The sequence below is a fragment of the Rhodoferax sp. EU05-FHT12H12 genome, from assembly GCF_058791215.1.
Genome location: NZ_JBYTDI010000002.1, coordinates 139,525 through 164,979, shown reverse-complemented (window position 1 = coordinate 164,979; position 25,455 = coordinate 139,525). Strand labels below are relative to the sequence as shown.

Here is a 25,455-nt window from a genome sequence, read left to right as displayed (position 1 = left end):
CGTGCCTGCGTGTGCAAGTGCGCGCCTGCGCGCACGCGAGAACTGGATTGTAGTCAGATGAAAACTTTGGTCATTGCAGAAAAGCCGTCGGTCGCCCAAGACATCGTGCGCGCGCTCACGCCCACGGCAGGCAAGTTCGAAAAACACGACGAATACTTCGAGAGCGAGGATTACGTCGTCTCCAGCGCCGTGGGCCACCTGGTCGAGATCCAGGCTCCCGAAGAATTTGACGTGAAACGCGGCAAGTGGAGCTTTGCCCACCTGCCCGTCATTCCGCCGCACTTTGACCTCAAGCCCGTGGACAAGACCAAGACACGCCTGAACGCGGTGGTCAAGCTGGCCAAACGCAAGGACGTGGACAAGATCGTCAACGCCTGTGACGCGGGCCGCGAAGGGGAGCTGATCTTCCGCCTGATCGAGCAGTACGCCGGTGGCGCCAAGCCGCTGGGCAAGCCCGTCAGCCGCCTGTGGCTGCAGTCGATGACACCCCAAGCCATTCGTGATGGCTTTGGCGCGTTGCGCACCAATGCGCAAATGCAGCCACTTGCCGACGCCGCGCGCTGCCGGTCGGAGGCGGACTGGCTGGTGGGCATCAACGGCACACGCGCCATGACGGCGTTCAACAGCCGCGACGGTGGTTTCTTCCTGACCACGGTGGGCCGCGTGCAAACGCCGACCTTGAGCGTGGTGGTGGAGCGCGAAGAGCTGATCCGCAAGTTTGTCAGCCGCGACTACTGGGAAATCCACGCATCCTTCCACGCCGAGGCGGGCGACTATGCCGCCAAGTGGTTCAACCCCGCGCACAAACGCGACGCGGACGACGCCGAGAAAAAGGCCGACCGCGTCTGGAGCCAGCGTGAAGCGCAGGCCATTGCCGACGCCGTGCGTGGCCAGCAAGCCACCGTGACCGAGGAAAGCAAGCCCACTACGCAAGCGTCTCCCCTGCTGTTTGACCTGACCAGTTTGCAGCGAGAGGCCAACGGCAAGTTTGGCTTCTCCGCCAAGACTACGCTCTCCATCGCCCAAAGCCTGTACGAGCGCCACAAGGCCCTGACCTACCCGCGTACCGATTCGCGCAACCTGCCCGAAGACTATGTGCCGGTCGTCAAGCAGACGCTGGAGATGCTGGCCGACAGCGGCATGAAGCACCTGGCCCCGTTTGCGGCCCAGGCCGTCAAGGGCGGCTATGTGAAACCCACCAAACGCGTGTTTGACAACGCCAAGGTCTCGGATCACTTTGCCATCATCCCCACGCTGCAAGCCCCCAGTGGCCTGAGCGAGGCCGAGCAGAAGATTTACGACCTGGTGGTGCGCCGCTTCATGGCCATCTTCTTCCCCAGCGCCGAATACCAAGTCACGACCCGCATCACCACCGCTGCCCAGCACGCCTTCAAGACCGAAGGAAAAGTGTTGGTCAAACCGGGCTGGCTGGCCATCTACGGCAAAGAAGCCGCTGCCGAAGTGGAAGATGCCAAGGAAGGCGACAAGGGCCAAAACCTGGTGCCCGTGGCGCCCGGCGAAAAGGTCAAGGGCGACCCGGTGGACCCCAAGGGACTGAAAACCAAGCCGCCCGCGCGCTACTCCGAAGCCACCTTGCTCGGCGCCATGGAAAACGCAGGCAAGACCGTGGACGACGACGAGCTGCGCGAGGCCATGGGCGAAAAAGGCCTGGGCACACCTGCCACCCGCTCCAGCATCATCGAAGGCCTGATTGCCGAGAAGTACATGCTGCGCGAAGGCCGCGAGCTGATTCCTACCGCCAAGGCCTTCCAGCTCATGACGCTCTTGCGCGGCCTGGGTGTGGAAGAGCTCTCCAAGGCCGAACTGACGGGTGAGTGGGAATACAAGCTGGCCCAGATGGAACAGGGCAAGCTGCGCCGCGAGACCTTCATGGCCGAGATCGCCGCCATGACCGAGCGCATGGTCAAAAAGGCCAAGGAGTACGACCGCGACACCATCCCTGGCGACTACGCCACGCTGGAGGCACGCTGCCCCAACTGCGGCGGCATCGTCAAGGAAAACTACCGCCGCTTCACGTGCACCGGCCAGACCGGCACCGAGGACGGCTGCGGCTTTTCCTTTGGCAAGTCGCCCGCCGGACGCACCTTCGAGACCGTGGAAGTGGAACAGTTCCTGCGTGACAAGAAGATCGGTCCGCTGGACGGCTTCCGCTCCAAGGCCGGCTGGCCGTTCACGGCCGAGATGGTCATCAAGTTCGACGAAGAAGCCAAAAACTACAAGCTGGAGTTCGACTTTGGCGACGACAAGGCCGGCGAAGAGAGCGGCGAAATCATCGACTTCAGCGCCCAGACCGCGCTGGGCGCCTGCCCCAAGTGCGGCGGCAGCGTGTTCGAACACGGCAAGAACTATGTGTGCGAGAAATCGGTACCCACCGACGCCCAGCCCACCCCGAGCTGCGACTTCAAGAGCGGCCAGATCATCCTGCAGCAACCCATCGAGCGCGAGCAGATGCAAAAACTGCTGGCCACCGGCAAGACCGACCTGCTGGACAAGTTTGTCTCCATGCGCACGCGCCGTGCCTTCAAGGCCATGCTGGCCTGGGACGCAGAAGCTGGCAAGGTGAACTTCGAGTTCGCCCCCAGCAAGTTCCCGCCGCGCAAGACGGCCTACAAGGCCGCCACCAAAGCAGCAGGCGCTACAAAAACAGGAGCTACTCGCGCAGCATCCACGGGGGCTGCAGCCAAAAAAGCCCCCACAAAGAAAGCGGCAGCGGCCAAAGAAGCCAAACCCAAGGCACCGCGCAAAACCACCGCTGCCAGCGGCAAACAACCCAGCGCCGCGCTGGCCGCGGTGATTGGTGCGGAGCCGATTGCCCGCCCGCAGGTGATGAAAAAGCTGTGGGACTACATCAAGGCCAATGGCCTGCAGGACGCCAAAGACAAGCGCAGCATCAACGCCGATGCCAAGCTGCTCGAAGTGTTTGGCAAGCCCCAGGTCACCATGTTTGAGCTGGCCGGCATCGCCGGCAAGCACCTGAGCTAAGCCTGCCTTAAGGCAGGGGCATCAGACTCGGTGATCTTCACAGGCACAGCCCCATGAACTTCACCGAGACTGACGACCCCGAGCACAGCCCCCACAGCGCGGCGGAACGTACGGCAGCCGCCACACGCAGCACCTGGGTCAGCGTGGTGGTGAACCTGGTGCTCAGCACCTTGCAAATCGTGGTGGGCGTGCTGGCCAAATCCCAGGCGCTGATTGCCGACGGCATCCACTCGCTGTCCGACCTGGTGGCCGATGGCGTGGTGCTGCTGGCCAACCACCACAGCCAGAAGGATGCGGACGAAGACCACCCCTACGGCCACCAGCGGTTTGAGACCGCTGCCTCGCTGGTGCTCGGCCTGTTGCTGCTGGCCGTGGGCGTGGGCATGGTCTGGTCGGCCTTGGTCAAGCTGCAAGACCCGGGCACCATTGCCGTGGTGCATCCGGTGGCCCTGTGGGTTGCGGGTGTTGCGCTGGTATCCAAAGAACTGCTGTTCCGTTACATGCTGCGCGTGGCCAAGATGGTCAAATCCAGCATGCTGGTGGCCAATGCCTGGCACGCCCGCTCTGACGCCGCCTCTTCATTGGTGGTGGGGCTGGGCCTGGCGGGCAACCTGCTCGGTTTTCCGCTGCTGGACCCGATTGCCGCACTCATCGTGGGCCTGATGGTGGGCAAGATGGGCTGGAGTTTTGGCTGGGACGCACTGCATGACCTGATGGACCGTGGCCTGGACGAAGCGGAGGTGCAGGCCATACGCGCCACGCTGCTGGCCACGCCCGGTGTGGCGGGGGTGCACGATGTGCGCACCCGCAAGATGGGCGACATGGTGGTGGCCGATGCCCACATTGAAGTGGACGCCACCCTCACGGTGGAAGAAGGCCACAACATCGCCGTGGCGGCCCGTGCTGCGGTGCTGCAACGCCACCGCGTGCTCAACCTCATGACCCATGTGGACCCGGCGCGCCGGCCGGATGCCGACCACCTGCCGCCGGGCTGAGTTCCGGACTCAGTGCTTGTTGGGGTGGCTGCTGGTCAGCAGCTTGTCGGTGTAGGCAATCGCCAGTGCGCTCAACAAGAACACCACATGGATGATGGTTTGCCACATCAGCACCTTGACGTCGTAGTTGGCGGCGTTGATGAAGGTCTTGAGCAGGTGGATGGAGCTGATGCCAATGATGGCCGTGGCCAGCTTCACTTTCAGTACCGAGGCGTTCACATGGCTCAGCCACTCCGGCTGGTCGGGGTGACCATCCAGGTCCATGCGGCTCACGAAGGTTTCGTATCCGCCCACGATGACCATGATCAGCAGGTTGGAGATCATCACCACGTCAATCAGCGCCAGCACCACCAGCATGATGATGGTCTCGTTCAGCGAGACGATCTGCACATCGGACTTGTACCCAATGCTGGAGATCAGCGCCTGCAGCGCGGTCTGGCTGCCAAAGGCGGCTTCCAGCAGGTGCACCAGCTCCACCCAGAAGTGGAAGACGTACACGCCCTGCGCAGCGATCAGGCCGATGTACAGCGGCAGCTGCAGCCAGCGGCTGGCAAAGATGAAATTGGGAATGGGGCGCAGGGAAGTGCGTGTAGAAGGCTTGTTGGAGGCCATGGGGAGCTCGCTTAGGTTATCGGTCCGGGGTGGACAGAGCGCGATTGTAGGAAATCACCGTGACACCCTCCCAATGGGCCGCGGGTGCCAGCACAACAGCGTCCCCCACGGCAGCGGGCTCCACACACACGAATTCCCGGTAAGCCCCCGTCGGCAAATCGGCCAGCACCACGTCCGGGCCCGGGTTCCACACCACCACATCGCGAAACCCCGTGTGTGCCAGCTGCAGGGAGCCCAACGGGCACTGCAACTGCAAGGGGCCCGCCACGGCTTCGAAGATCTGGTCGATCGGGTCGCGCAGCGGCAGCGCGGCGCCTCCGGGCAACACCCCCGTCAGCACGGCCTGTGTCACATCGCCCACCGCCAGGTAGGTATGCAGGGCCGCATGGAAAGGGAAGGTGCTGCTACCGGTGTTCGCCACGGTCAACGCCATGCACAGGCCCTGGGGCAGCAGGCTTACCGTGAGGGTGCAGACACAGGCATGGGGCCACAGGGGGTCGTCGCCCACGGCGTTGTGCAGTTGCAGCGCAACCACGGGCTCGGCAGCGGACAGGTCTGGGGGCAGCAGCGTCCATTCGCGCGTGCGCGCAAAGCCATGGCGCTTCAGGGGTCCGCGCTCCGAAAACTGCGGAAAGATCACCGGCACGCCACCCCGCACGGCCTGCGGGCCTTTGAGCGGCGACGTGGGGCTGCAGTAGAGCCGCTCCACGCCGTCCGCATCCACCCACGAAATCACTTGGGCACCGCGCAGCAGCACGGTCACCGAATCTCCCGCAGGCCCCCGCAGGCGTACGGCGGGGGCACCATCAATCCACAGCGTCTGGTAATTCATGCCGCGCAGTTTATCGGGTGGTGGTGACCTTGGAGAGATGGCGTGGCTGGTCCGGGTTGGCACCCCGTGCGCGCGCCACGGCTTCCACCAACAGATAGAAACTCTGGATGGCGGTGATCGGGTCCAGGTCTTCCTGGGGTGCCGTGCTCAGCGTCAGGTCGCGGCCAGGCACATCGGCCGGAGCGGCCAACAGCACCTGGGCCCCGCGGCCGCGCATCTCGGTGGCCAGGTCAATCAGGCTTTGCTGCGCGGGGCCGCGCAGCGCAAACACCAGCATGGGGTAGTTCTCGTCCACCAGCGCCATGGGGCCGTGTTTGACTTCGGCCCCGCTGAAAGCCTCGGCCTGGATGGCGCAGGTTTCCTTGAACTTGAGCGCGGCTTCCTGTGCAATGGCCAAGCCTGGCCCACGCCCAATCACCATCAGCTTGCTGGCGGTGCGCAGCGGCTCCACCGCGCTGGACCAGTCTTGTTGGCACGCGTCATCCAAAGCGGCTGACAGGGTTTGCAGGCCTTGCAGCAGGTCGGCATGCGCACCCCAGTGCGCAGCCAGGCGCGCGCCGGCCACCAGGCCGCAGATAAAACTCTTGGTGGCAGCCACACTTTTCTCGGGGCCAGCATGCAGCGGCAGCGCCCAGTCCACAGCCTCGGCCAAGGGCGAGGTGGTGTCGTTCACCAGCGCCACTGTGGTGGCACCCGCCGCTTCAAACATCTGCATCGGTTCAATCAGGTCCGGGCTGCGGCCCGACTGCGAGATGGACACCGCCAGCAAACGCTGTTTGGCCAGGGGCGCCTTGTACAGCGTCAACAGCGACATGGGCAGCGAGGTGACCAGCTGCCCGGTGCGTGACATCACCAGGTAGGCAAAGTAGGCCGCTGCGTGGTCCGAGCTGCCGCGCGCGATCGTCACCGCGCCTTGCGGCGGCAGCGCGCGCAGGGCGGTGCCCAAGGCGGCGTAGCGGTCTTCATCCGCCGCCAGTTGCAGCGCCACCTGGCGCGCCGAGGCCAGCGCCTCTTCCAACATCAAAGTACGCACAAACAATCCTTTATTGAAAACACAGGGCCAGCGCGCCATCCATGGCGTCGCCTTGGGCGGGCACCACGCGCTGCGCAATGGCGGGTGAAAGTTGGGGCAGCAGGCGCTGGGCAATGCTGCCCGCCACCGCCAACGGCAAGGTGTGCGCCGGGTCCAACGCGGTCGCCAGCGCCTCCAGGCTTTGTGCGGCGCGTGCCAGCAAGCGGGCCGCCTCCGCATCGTGCGCCGCGTGCGCAAACACCTTGGGCGCCAGGGTGGCGTACTCAAACTGGCGTGCTGCGCCACACCAGGCCAACAGGGACTCGGGCGTGCCACCCAAGGTTTCATAGACATCGCGGGTCAAGGGCGTGGAGGCATGGCGCCCGTCCACCGCGCGCTGCGTGAGGTTGACAGCCTGCAAGCCCAGGTCAGCGCCGCTGCCTTCGTCACCACACGGGAAACCCCAGCCACCGGTGGTCGTGTGTCGGCCATTCGCTTGCAGTGCCAGGCCAATGGCCCCGGTGCCCATGATGACCAACGCACCGGGCGCACCCTGGTGGGCACCCAACAGGGCGGTGACGGCATCTGACGCCAACACCAGGCGGGTGTAACCGGTGTTGGCGGCCAAACATTCGGCATACCAATCTGCGTTGTTGGCACCGGCCAGGCCCAGGCCCAGCGCACAGTTGGCAGGCGTGGGTACGGGCCAGTCGACTTGCAGGCGGCCCTGCACCGCCAGGGTGATGGCCTGGGCAATATGGCGCCAGGCTTGGGGCGTGCCTTGCATCAAGCCCGAAGCGCCGGCCTTGCCCTCGCCCACCACCACACCGCTGCGGTGCACCACACGCGCCCGCGTGCTGGTGCCACCGCCATCCACACCGATGGCGTAGTGGAGGTGCGCGGGCAGTGCGTTGAAGTTCCAGACCACACTCATAGTGCGTGGGCCGAGCGCATATTGCCCGGGTGCAGGCGCGTGCAGGCGGTGCCATCGGCCTTGAACAGATACAGCGCCGACGGCGCCGCGCGCACGATGACCGAGTCACCCAGGCGCACTTCGGCATTGCCGTCGCCACGCACGATCAGCTCCTGTCCGTCGTCCATCTTCAGGTACAGCAGGTTGGACTCGCCCAGGTGCTCCACCAGCGTGATCTCGGCATCCAGTGCCGTGTCGTCCGCACCCGGCGCCACACCGGCGGGCAGCACTTCGCAGTGCTCGGGGCGCAGGCCCACTTCCACCGTCTCGCCCACCTGCAGTTGCGAGGCATCTACCGTGGCCAGCACCTTGCTGCCGTTGCCCAGCTGCAAGCGCGCACCCAGGTCGGATACCTCGATCACACGCGCAGGCAGCAGGTTGATGGTGGGCGAGCCGATGAAGGTCGCCACAAAGCGGTTGGCGGGCTGCTGGTACAGCGTGAGGGGTGTGCCCGCCTGTTGCACATGGCCTTCGCTCAGCACCACAATCTTGTCACCCAGCGTCATGGCCTCCACCTGGTCATGCGTCACATAGACCATGGTGGCATCCAGGTCGCGGTGCAGGCGGGCCAGCTCGATGCGGGTTTTGGCGCGCAGCGCAGCATCCAGGTTGGAGAGGGGTTCGTCAAACAGGAACAGGCGCGGCTCACGCACGATGGCACGGCCAATCGCCACACGCTGGCGCTGACCGCCCGACAGCTCGCGTGGCAGGCGGTCCAGCAGGTGGTCGATGTGCAGCACCTTGGCGGCGTCGCGCACTTTTTTGTCGATGTCGGCCTTGGTGGCACCGTGGATCTTCAGGCCGAAGGACATGTTGCGGTACACGTCCATGTGCGGGTACAGCGCATAACTCTGGAACACCATGGCAATGCCGCGCTCCGCTGGCGGAAGGTCGTTGACCACATCGTCACCAATACGCAGCTCGCCACTGCTGATGTCTTCCAGACCGCAGAGCACGCGCAACAGCGTGGACTTGCCGCAGCCGCTGGGGCCGACCAATACGACCAGTTCGCCGTGTTCGATATCGAGGCTGATGTTGTGCAGCACCGGCTCGTTGCTGCCGTAGCTTTTTGAAATGTTTTTGAGGGAAACGCGTGCCATGGTGTGTGTGCTTTATTTGACGGCGCCCGCGGTGATGCCGCGAATCAGTTGACGGGAGAACAGGGCGTACAGCGTGACCACTGGCACGATGGCCAGGGACAACGAGGCCAGCACGGCATTCCAGTCGGTGGCGTACTGCCCCACAAACTGCTGGATGCCGAGCGTGATGGTTTGGGTCTTGTCGGACGGTGCCAGGATCAGCGGGAACCACAGGTCGTTCCAGATCGGCACCATGGTGAACACCGCCACCGTGGCAATGGCGGGGCGGATCAACGGCACCACCACCTGGAAGAAGATGCGGAACTCGTCAATGCCGTCGCAACGCGCTGCATCCTTCAGCTCACTGGGCACCTGGCCCATGAACTCCGACAGGATCATGATGGCCAACGGCAGGCCTTGCGCCACGTACACCAGCACCAGCGCCGTGAGGGTGTTCACCAGGTTCAGCTCCACCATCAGTTGCAGGATGGACACCGTGCCCAGCCGGATCGGCACCATGATGCCGAAGGCAAAAAAGAATTTGAGCCAGCGGTTGCCCTTGAAGCGGTATTCCGACAGGCCCCAAGCCGCCATGGCACCAAACAACAAGATGAAGAACAGCGATGCCACCGTGACGATGAAGCTGTTGCCGAAGTACATGAGCACATCAGAGCGGCCCAGCACCTTGGTGTAGCCGATCAGCGAGAAGGTCTCGGTCGTGGGCCAGGCCAGCGGGTCATCAAAAATGGCGTCGCGGCTCTTGAACGAGTTCATGAACACCAACAGAATGGGCAAGAGCGCCAGCAACAGGTAGGCGATGAGCGTGAGGTGCACAAACACGCGGCTGGGGGCCACGGGCAGGGCTTTGGAGAAGGAGTGTGTTGTGGCCATGTGGGGTCTCACAAAGCGAAGCGTTGCAGCCTGCGCTGCACCACCAGGAAATACAGGGCCACGCCCACCAGAATCACCAGAAACATCAAGGTGGCCACGGCTGCGCCCATAGTGGCACTGGCCACTTGCGACTGGTAACCAAAGAAGGTGCGGTAGAACAGCGTGCCCAAAATGTCGGTGCTGTAGTTGGGGCCGGCCACGGCACCCTTGACCGTGTAGATCAGGTCAAACGCATTGAAGTTGGCCACAAAGGTCAGGATGGTCACCAGCCCCAGCGTGGGCAGGATCAGCGGCAGGCGGATTTGCCAGAAGATGCGCCAGGGCGAGGCGCCCTCCACCACGGCGGCTTCAATGATGTCCTCGGGAATCGCGATCAGCGCGGCATAAATCAGCATCATGGGCACGCCGATGAACTGCCACACCGACATCAACGACACAGTGATCAGCGCAGTGTCTTCCAGCCCCAGCCAGGGCGCGAACCAGTCGCCCAGACCCACCACCGTGAGCAGGCGCTCCGAGACACCCCACAAGGGCGACAGGATCAGCTGCCACACAAACCCGATGATCACCACCGACAGGAGCGTGGGCAGAAAAAACACCGTGCGGTAGGCCGCGGCAAAACGCACATTGCGCAAGGACAGCAAGGCCGCCAACAGCAGCCCCACGGGGTTTTGCACCAGCATGTGGATGCCAAAGAACTCCAGGTTGTTGCCCATCGCATTCCAGAAACTCGCCGACCACTGCGGGTCCGAGAGGATGGTGATGTAGTTGGACAGGCCCGAGAAGGTGCGCACGCCGGTGTCGTCGGCGCTGTACAGGCCCAGGCGCAGCGTGTCGATCAGCGGCAGCGCGCTGAAGGTGGCGTAGATCAGCAGTGCCGGGGCGATAAACACCAGCACCCGCCAGGAAAAGCCGAGTTTCATGAGAGACCTTGTTGGTCAGAGAGTCGAGAGGGAGAGGAGGCGCAAGGCACTGGCGCCGCCAGGGTGCAGGCCACCGGCCCGCACCCTTCTTTCAGATACCGGTGCTTATTTGGCCGGTGTGTACCACTTGGCAAATCCGGTCTGGATCTGCGCAGCAGCGTCCTTGGGCGCCATCTTTCCGTTCATGACTTGCGAGTTCACGTTCCAGAACTCGTTTTCCATGCTCGGCGTGCCGCGGCTCATGATCTGGGCGTTCAGGCGGATGGTGCTCTTGCACTGGTTGCGCCAGCCGATCATTTCCTTGGCCACAGGGTTCTTCACGTCAATCGCGTGTTTGGACAACGAGAAGAAGCCGGTCACCTTGTTGGTGTACAGGTCGGCAAACTCTTTGCTCGCCAGCCAGTTCAGGAACACTTGGGCGTCAGCCTTGTTCTTGCTCTTGCTGTTGATGCCCATGGCGATGTCAGTGTGGTCCGAGATGTAGCAAGGGTCGCCCGCCTTGGCCACGGGTGGCTTGAAGGCACCAAACTCCACCTTGCTGTTGCCCTCAAAGTACGAGATGTCCCACGAACCTGTGGGGTAGATGGCGGCACGGCCCGTGCCAAACAGGTTCTGCGAATCACCATAGGTTTGCGCCTGGTAACCCTTGGGCAGGTAGGCGGCCCACTTGGCCATCACGTCCCAGGTCTTCACAAACTCGGGGTCGGTGAACTTCTTCTTGCCAGCAATGATGGCCTTGCGGCCTTCTTCGCCCTTCCAGTAGTTGGGGCCAATGCCGGTGTAAACGATCTGGTGGGTTTCCCACTGGTCGGCGGTTCCCATGGCAATGGGCGCCACCTTGCCTTGCGCCTTGATCTTGTCCATGGCGGCAAAGAAGTCGGCTTCGGTCACCGGCACGGCCAGGCCCAGCTCGGCAAACACCTTCTTGTTGTAGAAGAAACCGTGGATCACGGACGCCATGGGCACGCAGTAGGTGTCTTTGCCGTCATCGGTCTGCCAGGCCACCTGGGCAGACTCCGGGAAGTTCTTCAGTGCAGGGTTGCCATTGAGCTTGTCCAGATGCCCCTTCTTGAACAGGTCCAGCGACACATCAAACGGGCGGCAGGTCACCAGGTCGCCGGCGGTGCCGGCGGTCAGGCGGGCGTTCAATGCCGAGTTGTACTCGGGCGGCGCAGTGGGCGCGAATTTGACGGTAATGCCGGGGTTGGCTTTGTAGAAGGCGGGCAGCAGCACGTCTTCCCACAAACCTTTGTCATCGACACGCCAGCTCTCAATGGTGAGCGTACCGGCACCTGCAAAGCTACTGCAAACCAGCGCTGCCGCAGCGGCGGCCATGCGAAGGGGTTGGGACATGGAATCTCCTGATCATCGGTTGAATGAAACTGCCGACTCCGTGCATCGCGGTAGCCGTTCAGTGGGGCGGAGGTTATGCTGTGACCCCTGTAATATCAAACCGCTCTAACGCAGTGGCATTACAGAATTAAGTCGTTGATTTCATTGAATATTTTCCCCATGCACCGCAACTCTGGCTTACGCTTTATTACGCAGGGCAAGGCCGCGCTAGCGGCCCCGGGGAGTGGTTCAGGCGGCCGGCATACATAACATTACAAAACGACAGCAAATGAAAGCTTTCGCCTGGTTCGTGTGGGGTCTGTCGTGCTGGCTAGGAGCTGCCGGGCCCGCCCACGCGCAAGGCCCCGGCGTGCCGCTGGACGTGTTGCACTGGTGGACGTCTGCCAGTGAGCGCCGTGCGGCCGACCAGCTCAGCGCCCAGCTCGCCAACGCCGGTGTGGTGTGGAAAGACGCCGCCATACCCGGCGGCGGCGGCATGGCCGCGGTCAAGGTGCTCAAGAGCCGCGTGCTGCTGGGCGACCCGCCCGACGTGGCCCAACTCATTGGCACCACGCTCACCGACTGGGCCGACATGGGCCTGGTATTGCCCCTCAATGGCGTGGCCCAGCGCCAGCGCTGGGCGCAGGTGCTGTTCCCCACCGTGCTGGACCTGGTCACCTACAAGGGCGACGTGATCGCAGCCCCCCTGGGCATCCAGCGCATCAACACCCTGCTCTACAACCGCAAGCTGTTTGCGCGCCTGGGCCTCACGCCACCGCGCAGCTGGGGCCAGTTTGAAATCGCCGCCCGCAAGCTCACGGCGCTGGGCCTGCGCCCGCTGGTCTGGAGCGACGAGCCCTGGCAAATGGCCACCGTGTTCGAAACCGTGCTGCTCGGCGAAGCCGGCCCCACGCTGTACCGCGAGCTGATCGTGCAGCGCAAGGGCAGCGCCTGGATGGACCCGCGCGTGGAACGCGCCCTGCAACGCCTGCGCTGGCTGCGCACCCTGTCGGGCGACAACCCGCAAGAGAAAACCTGGACCGATGGCGCCCGCGAGCTCATGAACGACAGCGCCGGCATGATGATCATGGGCGACTGGGCCAAGGGCGAACTGATGGCATGGGGCGCCAGCCCCACCAAAGACTTTGGCTGTGTGGTGGTGCCCGGCACCGAGGGCATGCACCTCTACAGCGTGGACACCCTGGCCATGCTGGTCAGCGCACGCCAGCGTGAAGCCACCCAGGAAAAAATGGCCGAGGTGGTGGTAAGCCCCGCCACCCAGCTGGCCTACAACCGCATCAAGGGCGCCGTGCCGGTACGCCGCGATGTGGACGTGTCTTCGCTGGACGGCTGCGCACGCGATTCGTGGGAGACCTTTGCCGCCCCACGCAGCGCACGCGTGCCCAGCCTGGCCCACCGCATGGCGGCCGACGAAGCCATCAAGGACGCCGTGGCGCAAACCCTGTGGCGCTTTCTGACCGACGCACGCATGGAGCCGCAAGAGGCCCAGCGCCGGCTAGCCGCCGTCATCCGCGCCTCTGGTGCCGAGCGCTAACCCCACCCACCGGACACGCCATGAACCGCACCCTGCTCGTTGTTGATGACGACCAAAAAACCCGCAACCTGCTCAAGACCTACCTGGAGAAACACCAGTACGAGGTGCGCGTGGCGCACGACGGCGCCAGCTTCAACGCCGAGTTCGAGCGCTTCAAGGACGAGCTGAGCCTGGTCATCCTGGACGTGATGCTGCCCGACACCGATGGCTTCACGCTGTGCCGCAGCGTGCGCAGCCAGTCGCCCGTGCCCATCATCATGCTCACCGCCAGTGCCGACGACACCGACCGCATCGTCGGGCTGGAGCTGGGCGCCGACGATTACATTGCCAAGCCCTACAACCCGCGCGAGCTGCTGGCCCGCATCAAGGCCATCCACCGCCGCATGCAGCTGGGCGCACCCGGTGCCCCGGTGCGCTTCCTCAAATTTGCCGGCTTCAGCATGGACGTGGTGGAGCGTGTGCTGACCGACCCGCAGGGCCAGCCCGTGGTGCTGACCAGCATGGACTTCAACCTGCTGCGTTTTTTTGCCGAACACGCGGGCGAAACGCTGGACCGCGCCCGCCTCATGGAGCAAACCCGTGGCCGCGACCTCGGCCCGCTGGACCGCTCGCTGGACGTGCAGATCAGCCGCCTGCGCCAGCGCCTGCATGACGACGGCAAACAGCCTGTGCTCATCAAAACCGTGCGTGGCAGCGGCTATGTGTTCTCGGCCGATGTGAGCCAGCATGGCGACAGCTGACCGCCGACGCTGGTCGCGCCGCTACCTGCCCGACAGCCTGCTGGGCCGCATTGTGGTGGTCATGGCGCTGGGCGTGGTCAGTGCGCAACTGGTGGGCACCTTGTTGTGGGCCCGCCAGCTGCGCGAAAGCGCCCGCACCGAAGCACTCAGCGCAGGCAAACACATTGCGCTCAATGCGGCCGGCTCCATCCGTTTTTTCCGCGATCTGCCGCCGCAGTTCCGCCCCATCCTGATTGAGCAACTGCGCACCATGGGCGGCACGCGTTTTTTTGTGAATGTGAACAAGGCACAGGTGCCCATCAGCCCGGTCACCGGCAATGCGCTGGTGGACGCCGTGGTGGACGTGGTGCGCGAAGACCTGGTGCACAACCTCAGCGCCACGCAGGCCCCGGAAGTGGCCTTCGCCTGGCCCGACAGCCTGCAGGTGTCGGACGACGGCCGCATGGTGCGCGACCTACCCGAATCGTGGGTGGAAGCCACGCTGCTGCTGCGCCCGCGGCCCGCACCGGTGCTGGTGATCCAGGCCGAGTTTGAACCGGGGCGCTGGCTGTACCTGGCCGCGCCCATGCCCGACCCGTATTTTCTGGAAAACGCCAACCCGCTCACGCTGGACCGCGTGGCCATGCAATTGGTGACCTTGCTCACCGTGCTGGTGCTCAGCGTGTTGCTGGTGCGTGGGCTGATTCGCCCACTCAACAAAATTGCGTCTGCCGCCAACGCCTTTGGCAGCGACACCGCGCCTGAGAGCGTGCCAGAAACCGGCACCGCCGAACTGCGCCGCACGGCGCGCGCCTTCAACGAAATGCAGGCCCGCATCCAGGGCTACCTGGTGGACCGCGAACGGCTGTTTCTGGGCATCTCGCACGGGCTCAAGACGCCCATCATGCGGCTCAAGCTGCGCACCGAGCTGCTGGACGACGACACCCTGCGCGCCGAATTCCACGAGGATCTGGACGACCTCGACGTGATGGTGAAAGCCGCGCTGCAAAGCGTGAAAGACACCGACATCCACGAGAACCTCACCCCCGTGCGGCTGGACACCCTGCTGGCCCGCCTGGCCCAGCGCCCCATCCACCCCGATGCCAGCATCGAATGCACAGCCGAAGCCGTGAGCGTGCTGGGCAAACCCCTGGCGCTGGAGCGCGCGTTCAGCAACCTGCTGGACAACGCGGTGCTCTATGGCGAACGGGTGCAGGTGCGCCTGAGCCTGCAAGGCAGCCGCGCGCTGGTGGAGGTGCGCGACTTTGGCCCCGGCATCGCACAGGCCAGCATGTCGGCGGCATTTGAGCCGCATGTGCGCCTCTCCCACGGCCAGCAGCAAAACCGCACCGGCACCGGCCTGGGCCTGGGCATTGCGCGCAACATCTTCCAGGCCCACGGCGGCGAGATCCGCCTGCACAACCACGCCGAGGGTGGTCTGGTGGTCACCGTGTTGCTGGCAGCGCTGCCGCAGGACACCTAGACGATTTATGGCCAAATTGGCCTCTAGCGCCCATAGATGCTGCGCCAGCAGCTCCTAATTCAATAGCACTTCCTGGCCTTCTACTCGCACCGCCCGCAAGGCCAGGTCGCGGTTGAGCACCACCACGTCGCCCCAGGCACCGGCCTGCAGGCGGCCGCGGTCTGGCAGGCCCAGGTGGTCGGCGGCGTAGGTCGACACCCGTTTGGACGCGTCGGCCAAATCCAGCCCCAGGGTGTCCACCAGGTTGCGCAGCGCCTGGTCCATGCTCAGCACCGAACCCGCCAGCGTGCCATCGGCCAGGCGCACGCCGCCCATGCACTTGGTCACCGTGTGGCGGCCCAGTTTGTAGTCCCCATCGGGCATGCCCGCGGCCGATGTGGAATCAGTCACGCAATACAGCTTGGGGATGGCGCGCAGCGCGGTGTGGATGGCGCCGGGGTGCACATGCAGCAGGTCGGGGATGACCTCGGCAAACTCGGCATGCGCCAGCGCCGCCCCCACCATGCCGGGCTCGCGGTGGTGCAGGGCCGACATGGCGTTGAACAAATGGGTGAAACCGGTAGCGCCGCAGCGCAGGGCGGCCACACCCTGCTCGTAGCTGCCGGTGGTGTGGCCCAGCTGCACCTTGAAACCCTCGGCCACCAGCTGGGCAATCAGGTCATGGTTGCCACCCACCTCGGGTGCCAGGGTGATCAGGCGGATGGGCGCCATCGCGTGCAGGCGGTGGATCTCGCCCAAGCTGGCGGGCCGCGCAAACGGCGGCTGCGCACCCAGGCGGGCCTCGCTGATGTAGGGGCCTTCCAGGTGCACACCCAGCACGCGCGCGGCGTTGGGCGCGCGCTGCGCGCACAGTGGCCCCATGGCCGCAAAGGCCGCGTCCAGGTCGGCCTGCGGTGCGGTCATGGTGGTGGCCAGCAGGCTGGTGGTGCCGTGGCGCGCGTGCAGCGTGGCCACATGCAAGGCCGCGTCGCCGCCCTCCATGATGTCGTGGCCCGCGCCGCCGTGCACATGCAGGTCGATGAAGCCGGGCAGCACGATGGGCGCGCCACTGTCGCGCACTGCGGCGGTCGCCACCGGTGTGCCGGTGATGCCAGCAATGCGCCCCTGCGCATCCAGCGTCAGCGTGCCGTGCACAAAACCGCTGGGGGTGAGGATGTGGCCCTGCAGGGGGTTGGAAGGAGTAGGCATGTCAGTGTTCTCAGGTTTTCAACTCGGCCACAAAGTCGTAGTAGTCGCTGCGGCAGTACGACTGCGTGTACTCCACCGCCACGCCGTCGGGCCAATAGGCCGTGCGGTTGACCCACAGCAAGGCCGCACCGGCGGCAATGCCCAGCTGCGCAGCCATGGCGGGCTCGGCATTCACGGCGCGGATGTGCTGCACCGCGCGCACCGGAGCCAGGCCGCTGCGTGCCAAGTGCAGGTAGAGCGAACCGTCCAGGTCTTGCGGGCGCGGGCAGGCACTGAGCAGCACGGCGCTGCGCTCGTAGGCCATGGGCACGCCATCGGCCAGGCGCAGGCGCTCCAGCCGTGCCACACGGGCACCACGCGCCAGCACCAGTGCCTCGCGCTCTGCCGCCGTGGCAGCGGCCACCTCACGCGTGATCCAGTGGCTGCTGGGCACATACCCGCGCTGGCGCAGCTCTTCCGAAAAGCTGGCCAGTTTGGACACCGGCTGCTCCAGCCGCGGCGCAATGAAGTTGCCCGAACCGTGGCGGCGCTGTACCAGGCCCTGCTCCACCAGCACGTCAATGGCCTTGCGCGCCGTGATGCGCGACACCCCCAGCGACTCGGACAACACCCGCTCGGAGGGCAGTGCCTGGTCCACGCGGTAGGTGCCTGCGCGAATGTCTGCCTCCAGCTGGTGGGCCAGTTGCAGGTAGAGCGGGGAGTTGTCAGGGATGCGTGTGGTGCTCACTCATCAATAATACCAGTTTAGTACCACTTACCCATCCACCGGCGCTTGATGCCTGTCGCAACAGGTGTGCAGTGGGCGCTGCGGCAGTGCGCGCAAGGCCCGGGTGTGCCGCAGCACTTCGCGGGCTGGCAAAGGCCCCCCATGGCCCAGGTAGAAGCGCTGCGCCCCCGCGTCGACCAGGCGCTGCAGTTCATCGGCGACCTGGTGCGGGTCATCTTCAAACGGTGGCCGCTTGGCCCGGCCCGTGCGCAGCAGGCCGCCCAGCATCACCCCCGAGGCCAGCAAGTCCCCCACCATGGCGTCACCCCCCTCCATCTGGATGGAGATGGAGCCAGCCGTGTGCCCCGGTGTGTGCTGCACACGCCCCGGCAGGCCATAGGGCTGCAGGTCCAGGCTCTCACCATCTTGCAGCAACACATCGGGCGTGAAGGGCGCGTAGGGCCGCAGGATCAGGCCGGTGCGCAAGAAGAGGCGGCTGAACCAGTCGGTTGCACAAAAGGTCATGGGCTTCTTTTGCTCGTAGTAGTCCAGGTCCCCCGCATGGGCCACGATGGGGGCGCCCGACAACTTGCGCAGCTTGCGGGCGGCTCCCGCGTGGTCAATATGGGCGTGGGTGATGACGATGAGCCGGATATCGGCATAGTCCAGCCCGTGCCGGCGCAACACGCGGCGCACCTTGGCCTCGGAGCCGGGCAACCCGGCATCCACCAGCACACAGCCCTTTGGGCCCAGCAGCAAATGGCAATTGACCATGCCCAACGGCAGGACGGGGACACGTACAACACGAACAGAAGTCATGGCAGCAATGCAGAGTGAAGATGCTGCATTGTTGGTTTTCATGGCCTTGCAGTAGCATGCGGTTATTCGCATTTTTAGTGTCAATATCCGCATGCAGCCCACCACCACCGAACAGAAGACCTGGCGCATCGGCGTGCTGGCCTACCCCGGCTGCATGGGCACGCAGGTGTTTGGCATGGCCGAGCTGCTGCGCCTGGCATTGGACCTGGCCGAGGCCCGCCGCCCCGGCGCGCATGCCCTGCTGGACGTGCAGGTGCTGGGCCTGCGCGGGCGCAGCGTGGCCATTGCGGGTGGCACCGTCATCAGCACACGCGCACCGCGGGGCCGCTATGACGTGCTCATCGTGCCCGGCATGGAAATCAACCACCGCGTGGACTGGGACCGCGCCCTGGCCCCGCTGGCACCGGAGTGCGCCTACGTGCGCAACGTGTACGCCACGGGCACGCCGGTGGCCTCGGTGTGTATTGGGGCCTTTTTGCTGGGCGAAGCCGGGTTGTTGCAGGGGCGCCGTGTCACCACCGCATGGCTGTTCACCCAGGTGCTGGGCCAGCGTTACCCCGGCAGCACCGTGGATGACACCGCCATGCTGCTGGACGATGCCGGTGTGGTGACCACGGGCGCGGTGAGTTCGGCGTTTGACCTGGCCATCCACCTCGTCAAACACACGCTGGGGGCCGACATTGCCACCGCCACCGCACGGGTGAGCCTGTTGCCACCCGAGCGGCCGAGCCAGGCCCCGTTTGTGGACGTGCGGCTGATGCCGGCACCGCGCCTGCCCTCGTTTTCGCAGCAGGTCAGTCTTTGGCTGCACAGCCGGCTGGCCCAGCCGTTTCAGCTCGGCGTGTTGGCTGCGGCCTTTCTGGTCAGCCCCAGCACCCTGTTGCGGCGGGTGAAGACAGAAACCGGCCAGACACCCCTGGCCATGCTGCAAGCTGCACGCGTGGAAAAAGCCAAGCAGCTGTTGCACAGCACGCCCCACAGCCTGGCCCGTATCACCGAGGCCGTGGGCTACACCGATGTGGCTTCGTTCAGCCGCCTGTTTGGCCGCTTGGTGGGCGAGTCGCCCGCACGTTACCGCAAACGCCAGACCTGAGCGCTACGCCGCCCACTGCTGCACATAGGCCGGTGCTGGCACCGTGCACAGCGGGTCGGCCACGGGTGTGCCGCGCTGCTGCACCAGCGGCAGCACACCGGCCCAGGCGGCCACGCCCATGTCTTCGGCCTCGTCGTTCGGGCCGCCGGTGCGCACCTTGCAGGCGGCTTCGGCCAGGCGGATGCGCATCACCGTGGTGGCGGCAAACTCCTTGTCGTTGCCGGGGCGGACCTCGTGCTCGCGGCCGGGGGCCAGGTGGCGCATGAAGCTATCCAGTGCGGCGCGCTTGTCGTCCACCTTTTCAAACTGGCCGTACACCATGGCCGAGCGGTAGTTCATCGAATGGTGGAAGGCCGAGCGCGCCAGCACCAGGCCGTCGATGTGTGTCACCGTCACACAAGCCTGGGTGCCCTTGGCCAACAGCTTGATGAGGCGCCCGCCGTTGGAGCCATGGATGTAGAGGTGATCGCCTTCGCGCCAGCAGGCCGTGGGAATGCAGTGCGTGCCCTTCTCATCGGCAAAGGCCACGTGGCACACATAGGCCGCGTCCAGGATGGCGTGCAGCGTGGCGGCGTCGTAGTGGGCGTTCTCGGCAATGCGGCGCACACGGGTGCGGTCGGAGGGGGCGGTGGGCTTGGAGGCAGAAGTGGTCATGGCAGCGCAAGTGAAGGAATGGCTGCAATGTAGGCCGCTTGTGGTTCCAAATTAAGATCCACCTCTGCACTATTTTCTAGAACCACGATTCAAGGCCTGCTGTGGACTACCAACTGCTGTTCTCCCGCTACACTGCCACGCCCGCGCATGCCCGCTGGTCGCGCCAGCGCCAGCTACACGAATGCCTGCGCAGTGCCATCCGCACCGGCACGCTGGGCAGCGGCGCCCGCCTTCCCGCCACACGCACGCTGGCGCAGGAGTTGGGCGTGTCGCGCAACACCGTGCTCTATGCCTACGACCAGCTCGCCACCGAAGGTTTTGTGTTGCCCGACCGGCGTGGCACCGTGGTGGCCGATGCGGCAGCCGCCGTGCCGCCACCCACACGCAACGCCGCACCATTGCGCGTGGGACTGTCCAAACGCGCCCTGGCCGTGCCCACCCGCGATGCGCCCGAGACCCCGGCCGCGTTTGCGCCCGGCGTGCCCGCGCTGAAGGAGTTTCCGGTCACGCTGTGGCGCCGCCTGCTGGACCGCGCCTGGCGCGGCCTGCGCACCGCGCAGCTCAACTACGCCGAACCCACCGGCGAAGCCGCGCTGCGCGAGGCCATAGCCAGCCACCTGCGCGTGGCGCGTGGTGCGCTGCTGGACGCCAGCCAGGTCATCATCACCGACGGCACGCAGAGCAGCCTGGACCTGTGTGCCCGCGCCTTTGCCGATGCGGGCGACAAGGTCTGGATTGAGAGCCCCGGCTACCAGGGTGCGCTGGCCGCCTTCAAGGCCGCACAGCTCAAACCGATGGGCATGGTGGTGGACAGCGAAGGCATCGCCCCCACCGCGGCCGACTGGCAGCGCCACCCGCCCAAGCTGATTTACGTCACGCCCTCGCACCAGTACCCCACCGGCAGCGTGCTGAGCCTGGAGCGGCGCATGGCCCTCATTGCGCAGGCGCGTTCGGCCTCGGCGCTCATCATCGAGGACGACTACGACAGCGAGTTCCGCCACGACGGGCCGCCGCTCTCGTGCATGCAGGGCCTGGCGGCCGATGCGCCGGTGCTTTACCTGGGCACCTTCAGCAAAACCATGTTCCCCGCGCTGCGCATTGGCTTTGTGGTGGTACCCGCCACGCTGGTGGCGCCGCTCAGCCCCATGCTGGCGCGCACCGCACCCCGCGGGCGCGCGGCCGACCAACTGGCGCTGGCCGAGTTCATGCAAAGCGGGCAGTTCAGCCTGCACCTGCGGCGCATGCGCCGCCTGTACCGCCAGCGCCGCGACGCGCTGGTGGCCGCGCTGGAGCAGCAGCTGGGCGATGTGGCCGATGTGTACGGCGGCTCCGCCGGCATGCACCTGGCGCTGCGCCTGCACAACCCGCACGCCGACGACGCCGCCATGAGCCGCGCGCTGCTGGCCCAAGGCGTGGTGGCCCCGGCACTCAGCGAGCAGGCCATAGGCAACCGCGTTCAGCCCTGGCGCGGCTTTTTGCTGGGGTATGCGCAAGTGCCGGTGGAGCAGATGCCAGGGCTGGTGAAGAAGCTCGCCGAGGTGGTGCGCCGCTTCGGCTAGAGTTGCCGCACTGTCATATCCACAGACCCTCCAGAGGCGCCCCCCATGTCCAGCTTTGAAACCGAATTCCTCGACAACTACCTGAAGTTCGGCCTGGGGGCCATGCCCAAGGCGGACATTGATGCGCTGGTGATGCACCTGCTGGACCAGCATGGCTTGGGCGGCTCGGGGCCCATGGCGCGGCTGAACAACCAGACCGTGAGCGAGCGGCTCAAGACCCCGGTGGTCAAGGTGAAGAAGCTGCGCTACGAGGCCGCGCTCAAGTTTGGTGGCCGGGTGGAAGACCAGGCCGCCGGGCGCCTGCTGGCCGCGCTGGCCAACGCATCGCTGGAGCCGCAGGGCGACAAGATCTGCCTGATCATCGAAGACACCCTGGCCAAGAACTGGTTGCAAGGCCAGCTGAAGATCCACCAGCACATCTTCGACCACCCCTTCAGCACCGAGATCATCCGCGTCTCGGCCGATGGCCTGTTCCAGGTGCTGGAGTCCTTGTTTGCCAAGAAGGAGCTGGCGGCTTTTCGCGTGGGCTACAACAAAGCCAAGGACGTGAAGGATGCGGCCGAACGCAAGAAGCTGTTCAAAGGCATTGCTATGGACTTTGCCAAAGACGCCGCCAAGGCGGCCGGTGGCACGGTGCTGGCGGTGGTGAAGGGGCAGCTGGGGTTGTAGACCCGACGCAGCCTCACCCCGCCAACGGCAGGTAGATGTCGGTCAGCAGATCGGCGGGGGCGGTGTTGCCGGGGTGGTTCAGGTAGTCCTCGAACACGGGCAGGTTGGCCGCCTCGTGGCCGGACTGGACCAGCCACTGGCCGTAGAGCCACTGGTAGGCCGCGCGCATGGTGGCGTAGGGCCCCTGGTGGCGCAATACCGCGCACGGGCCGCCGCCCAGGGTGAAAGGCTCCAGCGGCGCGGCCACCGCAGCGCGGTGGTCTGGCGGCAAGCTCAGGCCTGCGCGGCTGTGCAGCTGCGCCTCGGGCACGGCGTAGGGGTCGTCGTAGTACACGGCCATCCAGCGCGTGTCGGGCCGCATCAGGCCCTGTGCCGCCATGGACGCATGCGTCTGCCCAAAGGCCTTGCCCATGCGCATGTACGAGCCCACATGCGCCACACCCGCCAGCCGCACCGCAGGCACGTGGCGCACCTGCACCGTGTGGCCTGCAGCCTGGGCCTGCGCCAGCCCCTGGCGGAACACCGTGTGCCCGCCCTCGGCCCGGTAGCGCGAAGGGCTGGTGCCATACAGCCCGCTGAAGGCACGGGTGAACGACTGCACATTGGGGTAGCCACACTTGCGCGCCACCTGCTCAATGGGCAGCGCCGTGTTGGCCAGGTACCCCGTGGCGCGGTGCAGCCGCAGGCGGCGCACCGTGGCGGCAATGGTCTCGCCATACAGCGCGTTGTACACGCGGTGCCAGTGGTAGGGCGAGAGGTGGGCCACCTCGGCCAGGCGGGCCAGGTCCAGCGGCTGGTCCAGGTGATCGTGGATGTAGGCCTGCACCCGGCTCAGGCGCTCCGCGTAGTCTGTCCAGCCATGGGCTTTGTTCATGCCTTAGTGTCGCTCCAGCCCGATGGAGATGCTGATGTCGCCATTGGCGGCATAACGCTCGTACTCCGCCACAAAGGTCTTGGGCAGCGTGGTCTGCGCCCACACAGCGCCCCAGGCCGGGCCCACCCGCTCAAAACTGGCTGGCAGCACCGGAAAGATGGCGCGGCGCGAAGCTGGCACCACCACCCGCACCATGCCCGCAGGCACCGGCGCATCGGGCGCCACTTGCGCCCCAATCACCAGCGAATACAGGCCGGTGTTGTCGCGCCCCGCATGGGCAAAGTGGGTGTACACGGCCAACACATCGCCATCGAGCCGGCCGCTGATGCGCTCCAGCACACCCTCTTGCCCAAAACGCTGCCAGTGCGGCGGAATGGTCTGCATGGCCTCCGGGTTGGTGGTGCGCAGCTCGATGCCGACGACGGTGATGGCCTCGGGCTGGACTGCAAAGTGGTGGGGAAACTCGGTGGGAACGTGGGGCGTAGACATGGTGCGGTGGCCTGCGGGGTTGAACACAGGCTGCAGTCTAAGAAGGTCTGCCTGACATTTCTTGCGGAGTTGCGCCTGCCGTTGTTTGCTATGTTTTTAGTAGCTGCTTGCGCATATCCATAAGCGCTAGAGGCATATTTTGCTCAAGAACCCGCCAACACCGCCTGGTTGCGCCCCTGGGCCTTGGCCTGGTAGAGGGCGGCGTCGGCCTGGCGCAGCAGGTCTTGGGGCGTGACGCCAACGCCGGGCACCACGCTGGCGGCGCCACAGCTCACCGTCACCACGCCAAAGGGCGACTGGGCATGCGTTGCCCCCAGCGCCAGCACGGCCTGGCAGGCGCGCTGCGCCAGCAGCAGGGCGCTGGGCCCGTCGGATGCCGGGGCCACCATCACAAACTCCTCGCCGCCGTAGCGGGCCAGCACATCGGTGGTGCGGCCCACGCTGGCCATGGCCCGCGCCACTTTGCGCAGGCACTCGTCGCCCGCCTGGTGGCCGTAGTGGTCGTTGTAGCGCTTGAACATGTCCACATCCAGCATCACCAGCGCCAGCGGCTGGCCCAGGCGCTCCAGGCGCGCCCAGGCCTTGCGCAGCTCCTGGTCAAACTGGCGGCGGTTGGCAATGCCGGTCAGGCCATCCACCATGCTGAGTGCCTCCAGCTTTTCGTTCACCGCCTGCAGTTCGCGCGTGCGGTCGTCCACCCGCTGGGCCAGCTCGCGCTCCGAGGCTTGCAGCGTCTCCACCAGCTTCTGCTTGGCCAGCACCAGGTCGCTCTGGGCCTTGAGCTTTTCGCGGCGCATTTGGTTGAAGCGGTCGGCCAGCGCAAAGGCGAGCAACAGCATCTCCAGGGTAGAGCCCGCCTGCAGTCCGTCCACCGTGAGCACATTGGTGGGCAAGATGCCCAGCGCCCGCAGCAGCGTCACCAGCGAGCCCGCCATCAGCACCGCAAACGCGCCCCCAAAAAAGTACGCCGCACGCATGCGCATGACCATGCACCAGGCCACCACACCCAGCAGCAGCAGGCATGAAACCACGTACATCCAGATGGTGAAGCGCGCCACCGACTGCACCATGGTCCAGTACAGCACCGGCATGAGCCCATGCAGCCACATGCCCGCCCGCAAACCCAGGTCGACCCGCGGCAGGTGCTGGGCCGTGCCCAGCATGCTGCGCATGAACGCCATGAAACACAGCAGCCCCCACGAGGTGGCCATGTAGTAGTTGGGGTTGGCCCAGGTCAGGTGTTGCGGCCACAAAAATTCGGACGCCATGCCCGTCTTCTGCCCCAGCGCCAGCACCGAGAACACCACAAAACACACATACAAACCGTAGGCCCGATCGCGCAGCGCCACAAACAGCATGAGGTTGAACAAGGCCATGGCCAGCGCCACCCCAAAGTACATGGCCTGCACCATGTAGTCGTGGCGCTCGTAGTGCCCAAAGTCGGACTGGGCCCACAGCCGCGCCGGCACGATCAGGCCAATGGTGGACTGCACCCGCAGGTACAAAGTGAGCGTGCCCCGGGCCGGCACCTGCAGCGGAAACACAAAGTTGCGGTTCTCGAGCGCGCGGGTGGCAAACGGCATGTCGCTACCAGTGGCGGTTTCCACATAGCTGCCATCGGGGCCGGGGGCGTACAGCGTCACATACGAAATACGCGCATTCACCACATCCAGCAACTGGTGCACCGCCTCGGGCGCGGTGTTGGAAAGCTCGAGGCGCAACCAAAATGCAGAGCGCGTAAACCCCAGCGCCAAGGCATCTTTGCTGTCGGCCGTGCTGGTGAACTTGCCATCCACAAAAGCCTGCTGCGCCTGGGCCAGGGTGAGCTTGGCGCTCGGATCCTCCAGCAGCTCCAGGTGCGCTGTGGCGTCTTGTGCGCCGTGACCCGGCAGCGCCACCGGCATGGCGAGGGCCGCCCCAGCCAGCGGCCACAAGAGCACCAGCGCTACACGCGCAAGCCAATTTGCAAGCCAAAGAAAACACTTCACCGCCGTT

Annotated in this window: 23 protein-coding genes; 8 read left to right on the top strand and 15 right to left on the bottom strand. The window is 65.4% G+C overall.

The window, feature by feature from the left end; all coding sequences use genetic code 11:
- The first annotated feature begins 57 nt into the window (after window positions 1-57).
- Window positions 58-3,003: a DNA topoisomerase III gene (locus tag AC3WS7_RS05570; protein WP_492655670.1), complete on the top strand. Its 2,946-nt coding sequence runs from the start codon at window positions 58-60 to the stop codon at window positions 3,001-3,003.
- A 53-nt stretch (window positions 3,004-3,056) separates the two neighbouring features.
- On the top strand, window positions 3,057-3,998 hold the full coding sequence (locus tag AC3WS7_RS05565; RefSeq protein ID WP_492655669.1) for a cation diffusion facilitator family transporter: 942 nt from the start codon (window positions 3,057-3,059) through the stop codon (window positions 3,996-3,998).
- 9 nt (window positions 3,999-4,007) lie between these two features.
- Here the strand turns inward: AC3WS7_RS05565 and AC3WS7_RS05560 are convergent, their stop codons facing one another.
- The 8 genes from AC3WS7_RS05560 to AC3WS7_RS05525 form a co-directional block, all read right to left on the bottom strand.
- A complete protein-coding gene (locus AC3WS7_RS05560; RefSeq protein WP_296465027.1) occupies window positions 4,008-4,610 on the bottom strand; it encodes a TIGR00645 family protein in 603 nt (200 codons plus the stop codon).
- Window positions 4,611-4,626: 16 nt separating this feature from the next.
- A complete protein-coding gene (locus tag AC3WS7_RS05555; RefSeq protein ID WP_492655668.1) occupies window positions 4,627-5,442 on the bottom strand; it encodes a D-hexose-6-phosphate mutarotase in 816 nt (271 codons plus the stop codon).
- A 10-nt stretch (window positions 5,443-5,452) separates the two neighbouring features.
- Window positions 5,453-6,475 carry an SIS domain-containing protein gene (locus AC3WS7_RS05550; RefSeq protein WP_492655667.1) on the bottom strand — a complete coding sequence of 341 codons (1,023 nt, stop codon included), beginning with the start codon at window positions 6,473-6,475 and terminating at the stop codon, window positions 5,453-5,455.
- Window positions 6,476-6,485: 10 nt separating this feature from the next.
- On the bottom strand, window positions 6,486-7,388 hold the full coding sequence (locus AC3WS7_RS05545) for a glucosamine kinase nucleotide-binding domain-containing protein (protein ID WP_492655666.1): 903 nt from the start codon (window positions 7,386-7,388) through the stop codon (window positions 6,486-6,488).
- Window positions 7,385-8,527: an ABC transporter ATP-binding protein gene (locus tag AC3WS7_RS05540; protein ID WP_492655665.1), complete on the bottom strand. Its 1,143-nt coding sequence runs from the start codon at window positions 8,525-8,527 to the stop codon at window positions 7,385-7,387. The genes AC3WS7_RS05545 and AC3WS7_RS05540 overlap by 4 nt, the downstream gene beginning before the upstream one ends.
- A 12-nt stretch (window positions 8,528-8,539) precedes the next feature.
- A complete protein-coding gene (locus AC3WS7_RS05535; RefSeq protein WP_296465040.1) occupies window positions 8,540-9,397 on the bottom strand; it encodes a carbohydrate ABC transporter permease in 858 nt (285 codons plus the stop codon).
- A gap of 8 nt (window positions 9,398-9,405) precedes the next feature.
- Window positions 9,406-10,320, bottom strand: a complete 915-nt coding sequence (locus AC3WS7_RS05530; protein WP_296465043.1) for a carbohydrate ABC transporter permease — start codon at window positions 10,318-10,320, stop codon at window positions 9,406-9,408.
- Window positions 10,321-10,425: 105 nt separating this feature from the next.
- Window positions 10,426-11,673 (bottom strand): ABC transporter substrate-binding protein, encoded by a 1,248-nt coding sequence (locus tag AC3WS7_RS05525; RefSeq protein ID WP_492655664.1) that lies wholly within the window; start codon window positions 11,671-11,673, stop codon window positions 10,426-10,428.
- A gap of 268 nt (window positions 11,674-11,941) precedes the next feature.
- Between AC3WS7_RS05525 and AC3WS7_RS05520 the strand changes: the two genes are divergently transcribed.
- From AC3WS7_RS05520 to AC3WS7_RS05510, 3 genes are read left to right on the top strand one after another with little or no spacing between them, the layout of a single operon-like run.
- A complete protein-coding gene (locus tag AC3WS7_RS05520) occupies window positions 11,942-13,207 on the top strand; it encodes an ABC transporter substrate-binding protein (protein ID WP_296465051.1) in 1,266 nt (421 codons plus the stop codon).
- Between the two features lie 20 nt (window positions 13,208-13,227).
- Window positions 13,228-13,947, top strand: coding sequence for a response regulator (locus tag AC3WS7_RS05515; RefSeq protein ID WP_492655663.1), 720 nt, complete (start codon window positions 13,228-13,230; stop codon window positions 13,945-13,947).
- The gene (locus AC3WS7_RS05510; RefSeq protein WP_296465057.1) at window positions 13,934-15,409 is read left to right on the top strand and encodes an ATP-binding protein; all 1,476 of its coding nucleotides are present in this window, start codon (window positions 13,934-13,936) and stop codon (window positions 15,407-15,409) included. The genes AC3WS7_RS05515 and AC3WS7_RS05510 overlap by 14 nt, the downstream gene beginning before the upstream one ends.
- 54 nt (window positions 15,410-15,463) lie before the next feature.
- Here the strand turns inward: AC3WS7_RS05510 and nagA are convergent, their stop codons facing one another.
- From nagA to AC3WS7_RS05495, 3 genes are read right to left on the bottom strand one after another with little or no spacing between them, the layout of a single operon-like run.
- Window positions 15,464-16,597 carry an N-acetylglucosamine-6-phosphate deacetylase gene (nagA, locus tag AC3WS7_RS05505; protein WP_492655662.1) on the bottom strand — a complete coding sequence of 378 codons (1,134 nt, stop codon included), beginning with the start codon at window positions 16,595-16,597 and terminating at the stop codon, window positions 15,464-15,466.
- Window positions 16,598-16,607: 10 nt separating this feature from the next.
- Window positions 16,608-17,324: a GntR family transcriptional regulator gene (locus AC3WS7_RS05500; RefSeq protein ID WP_492655661.1), complete on the bottom strand. Its 717-nt coding sequence runs from the start codon at window positions 17,322-17,324 to the stop codon at window positions 16,608-16,610.
- A gap of 27 nt (window positions 17,325-17,351) precedes the next feature.
- Window positions 17,352-18,122 (bottom strand): MBL fold metallo-hydrolase, encoded by a 771-nt coding sequence (locus tag AC3WS7_RS05495; RefSeq protein ID WP_492655660.1) that lies wholly within the window; start codon window positions 18,120-18,122, stop codon window positions 17,352-17,354.
- Window positions 18,123-18,213: 91 nt separating this feature from the next.
- Between AC3WS7_RS05495 and AC3WS7_RS05490 the strand changes: the two genes are divergently transcribed.
- Window positions 18,214-19,215 (top strand): GlxA family transcriptional regulator, encoded by a 1,002-nt coding sequence (locus AC3WS7_RS05490; RefSeq protein ID WP_492655659.1) that lies wholly within the window; start codon window positions 18,214-18,216, stop codon window positions 19,213-19,215.
- Between the two features lie 3 nt (window positions 19,216-19,218).
- On the opposite strand, the gene AC3WS7_RS05485 is transcribed toward AC3WS7_RS05490, so the two are convergent.
- On the bottom strand, window positions 19,219-19,869 hold the full coding sequence (locus AC3WS7_RS05485) for a pyridoxamine 5'-phosphate oxidase family protein (protein WP_296465076.1): 651 nt from the start codon (window positions 19,867-19,869) through the stop codon (window positions 19,219-19,221).
- 101 nt (window positions 19,870-19,970) lie between these two features.
- Between AC3WS7_RS05485 and pdxR the strand changes: the two genes are divergently transcribed.
- Both pdxR and AC3WS7_RS05475 read left to right on the top strand, forming a co-directional pair.
- Entirely contained in the window at window positions 19,971-21,428 is a 1,458-nt protein-coding gene (gene pdxR / locus AC3WS7_RS05480; protein WP_492655658.1) for a MocR-like pyridoxine biosynthesis transcription factor PdxR, read from the top strand.
- Between the two features lie 45 nt (window positions 21,429-21,473).
- The gene (locus tag AC3WS7_RS05475; protein WP_492655657.1) at window positions 21,474-22,097 is read left to right on the top strand and encodes a hypothetical protein; all 624 of its coding nucleotides are present in this window, start codon (window positions 21,474-21,476) and stop codon (window positions 22,095-22,097) included.
- Window positions 22,098-22,110: 13 nt separating this feature from the next.
- Here AC3WS7_RS05475 and AC3WS7_RS05470 read toward each other — a convergent pair whose 3' ends face one another.
- From AC3WS7_RS05470 to AC3WS7_RS05460, 3 genes are all read right to left on the bottom strand, one after another.
- Entirely contained in the window at window positions 22,111-22,971 is an 861-nt protein-coding gene (locus AC3WS7_RS05470) for an AraC family transcriptional regulator (RefSeq protein ID WP_492655656.1), read from the bottom strand.
- A 3-nt stretch (window positions 22,972-22,974) separates the two neighbouring features.
- On the bottom strand, window positions 22,975-23,460 hold the full coding sequence (locus AC3WS7_RS05465) for a GyrI-like domain-containing protein (RefSeq protein WP_492655655.1): 486 nt from the start codon (window positions 23,458-23,460) through the stop codon (window positions 22,975-22,977).
- Between the two features lie 143 nt (window positions 23,461-23,603).
- Window positions 23,604-25,448 carry a diguanylate cyclase domain-containing protein gene (locus AC3WS7_RS05460; RefSeq protein ID WP_492655654.1) on the bottom strand — a complete coding sequence of 615 codons (1,845 nt, stop codon included), beginning with the start codon at window positions 25,446-25,448 and terminating at the stop codon, window positions 23,604-23,606.
- Window positions 25,449-25,455 lie beyond the last annotated feature (7 nt).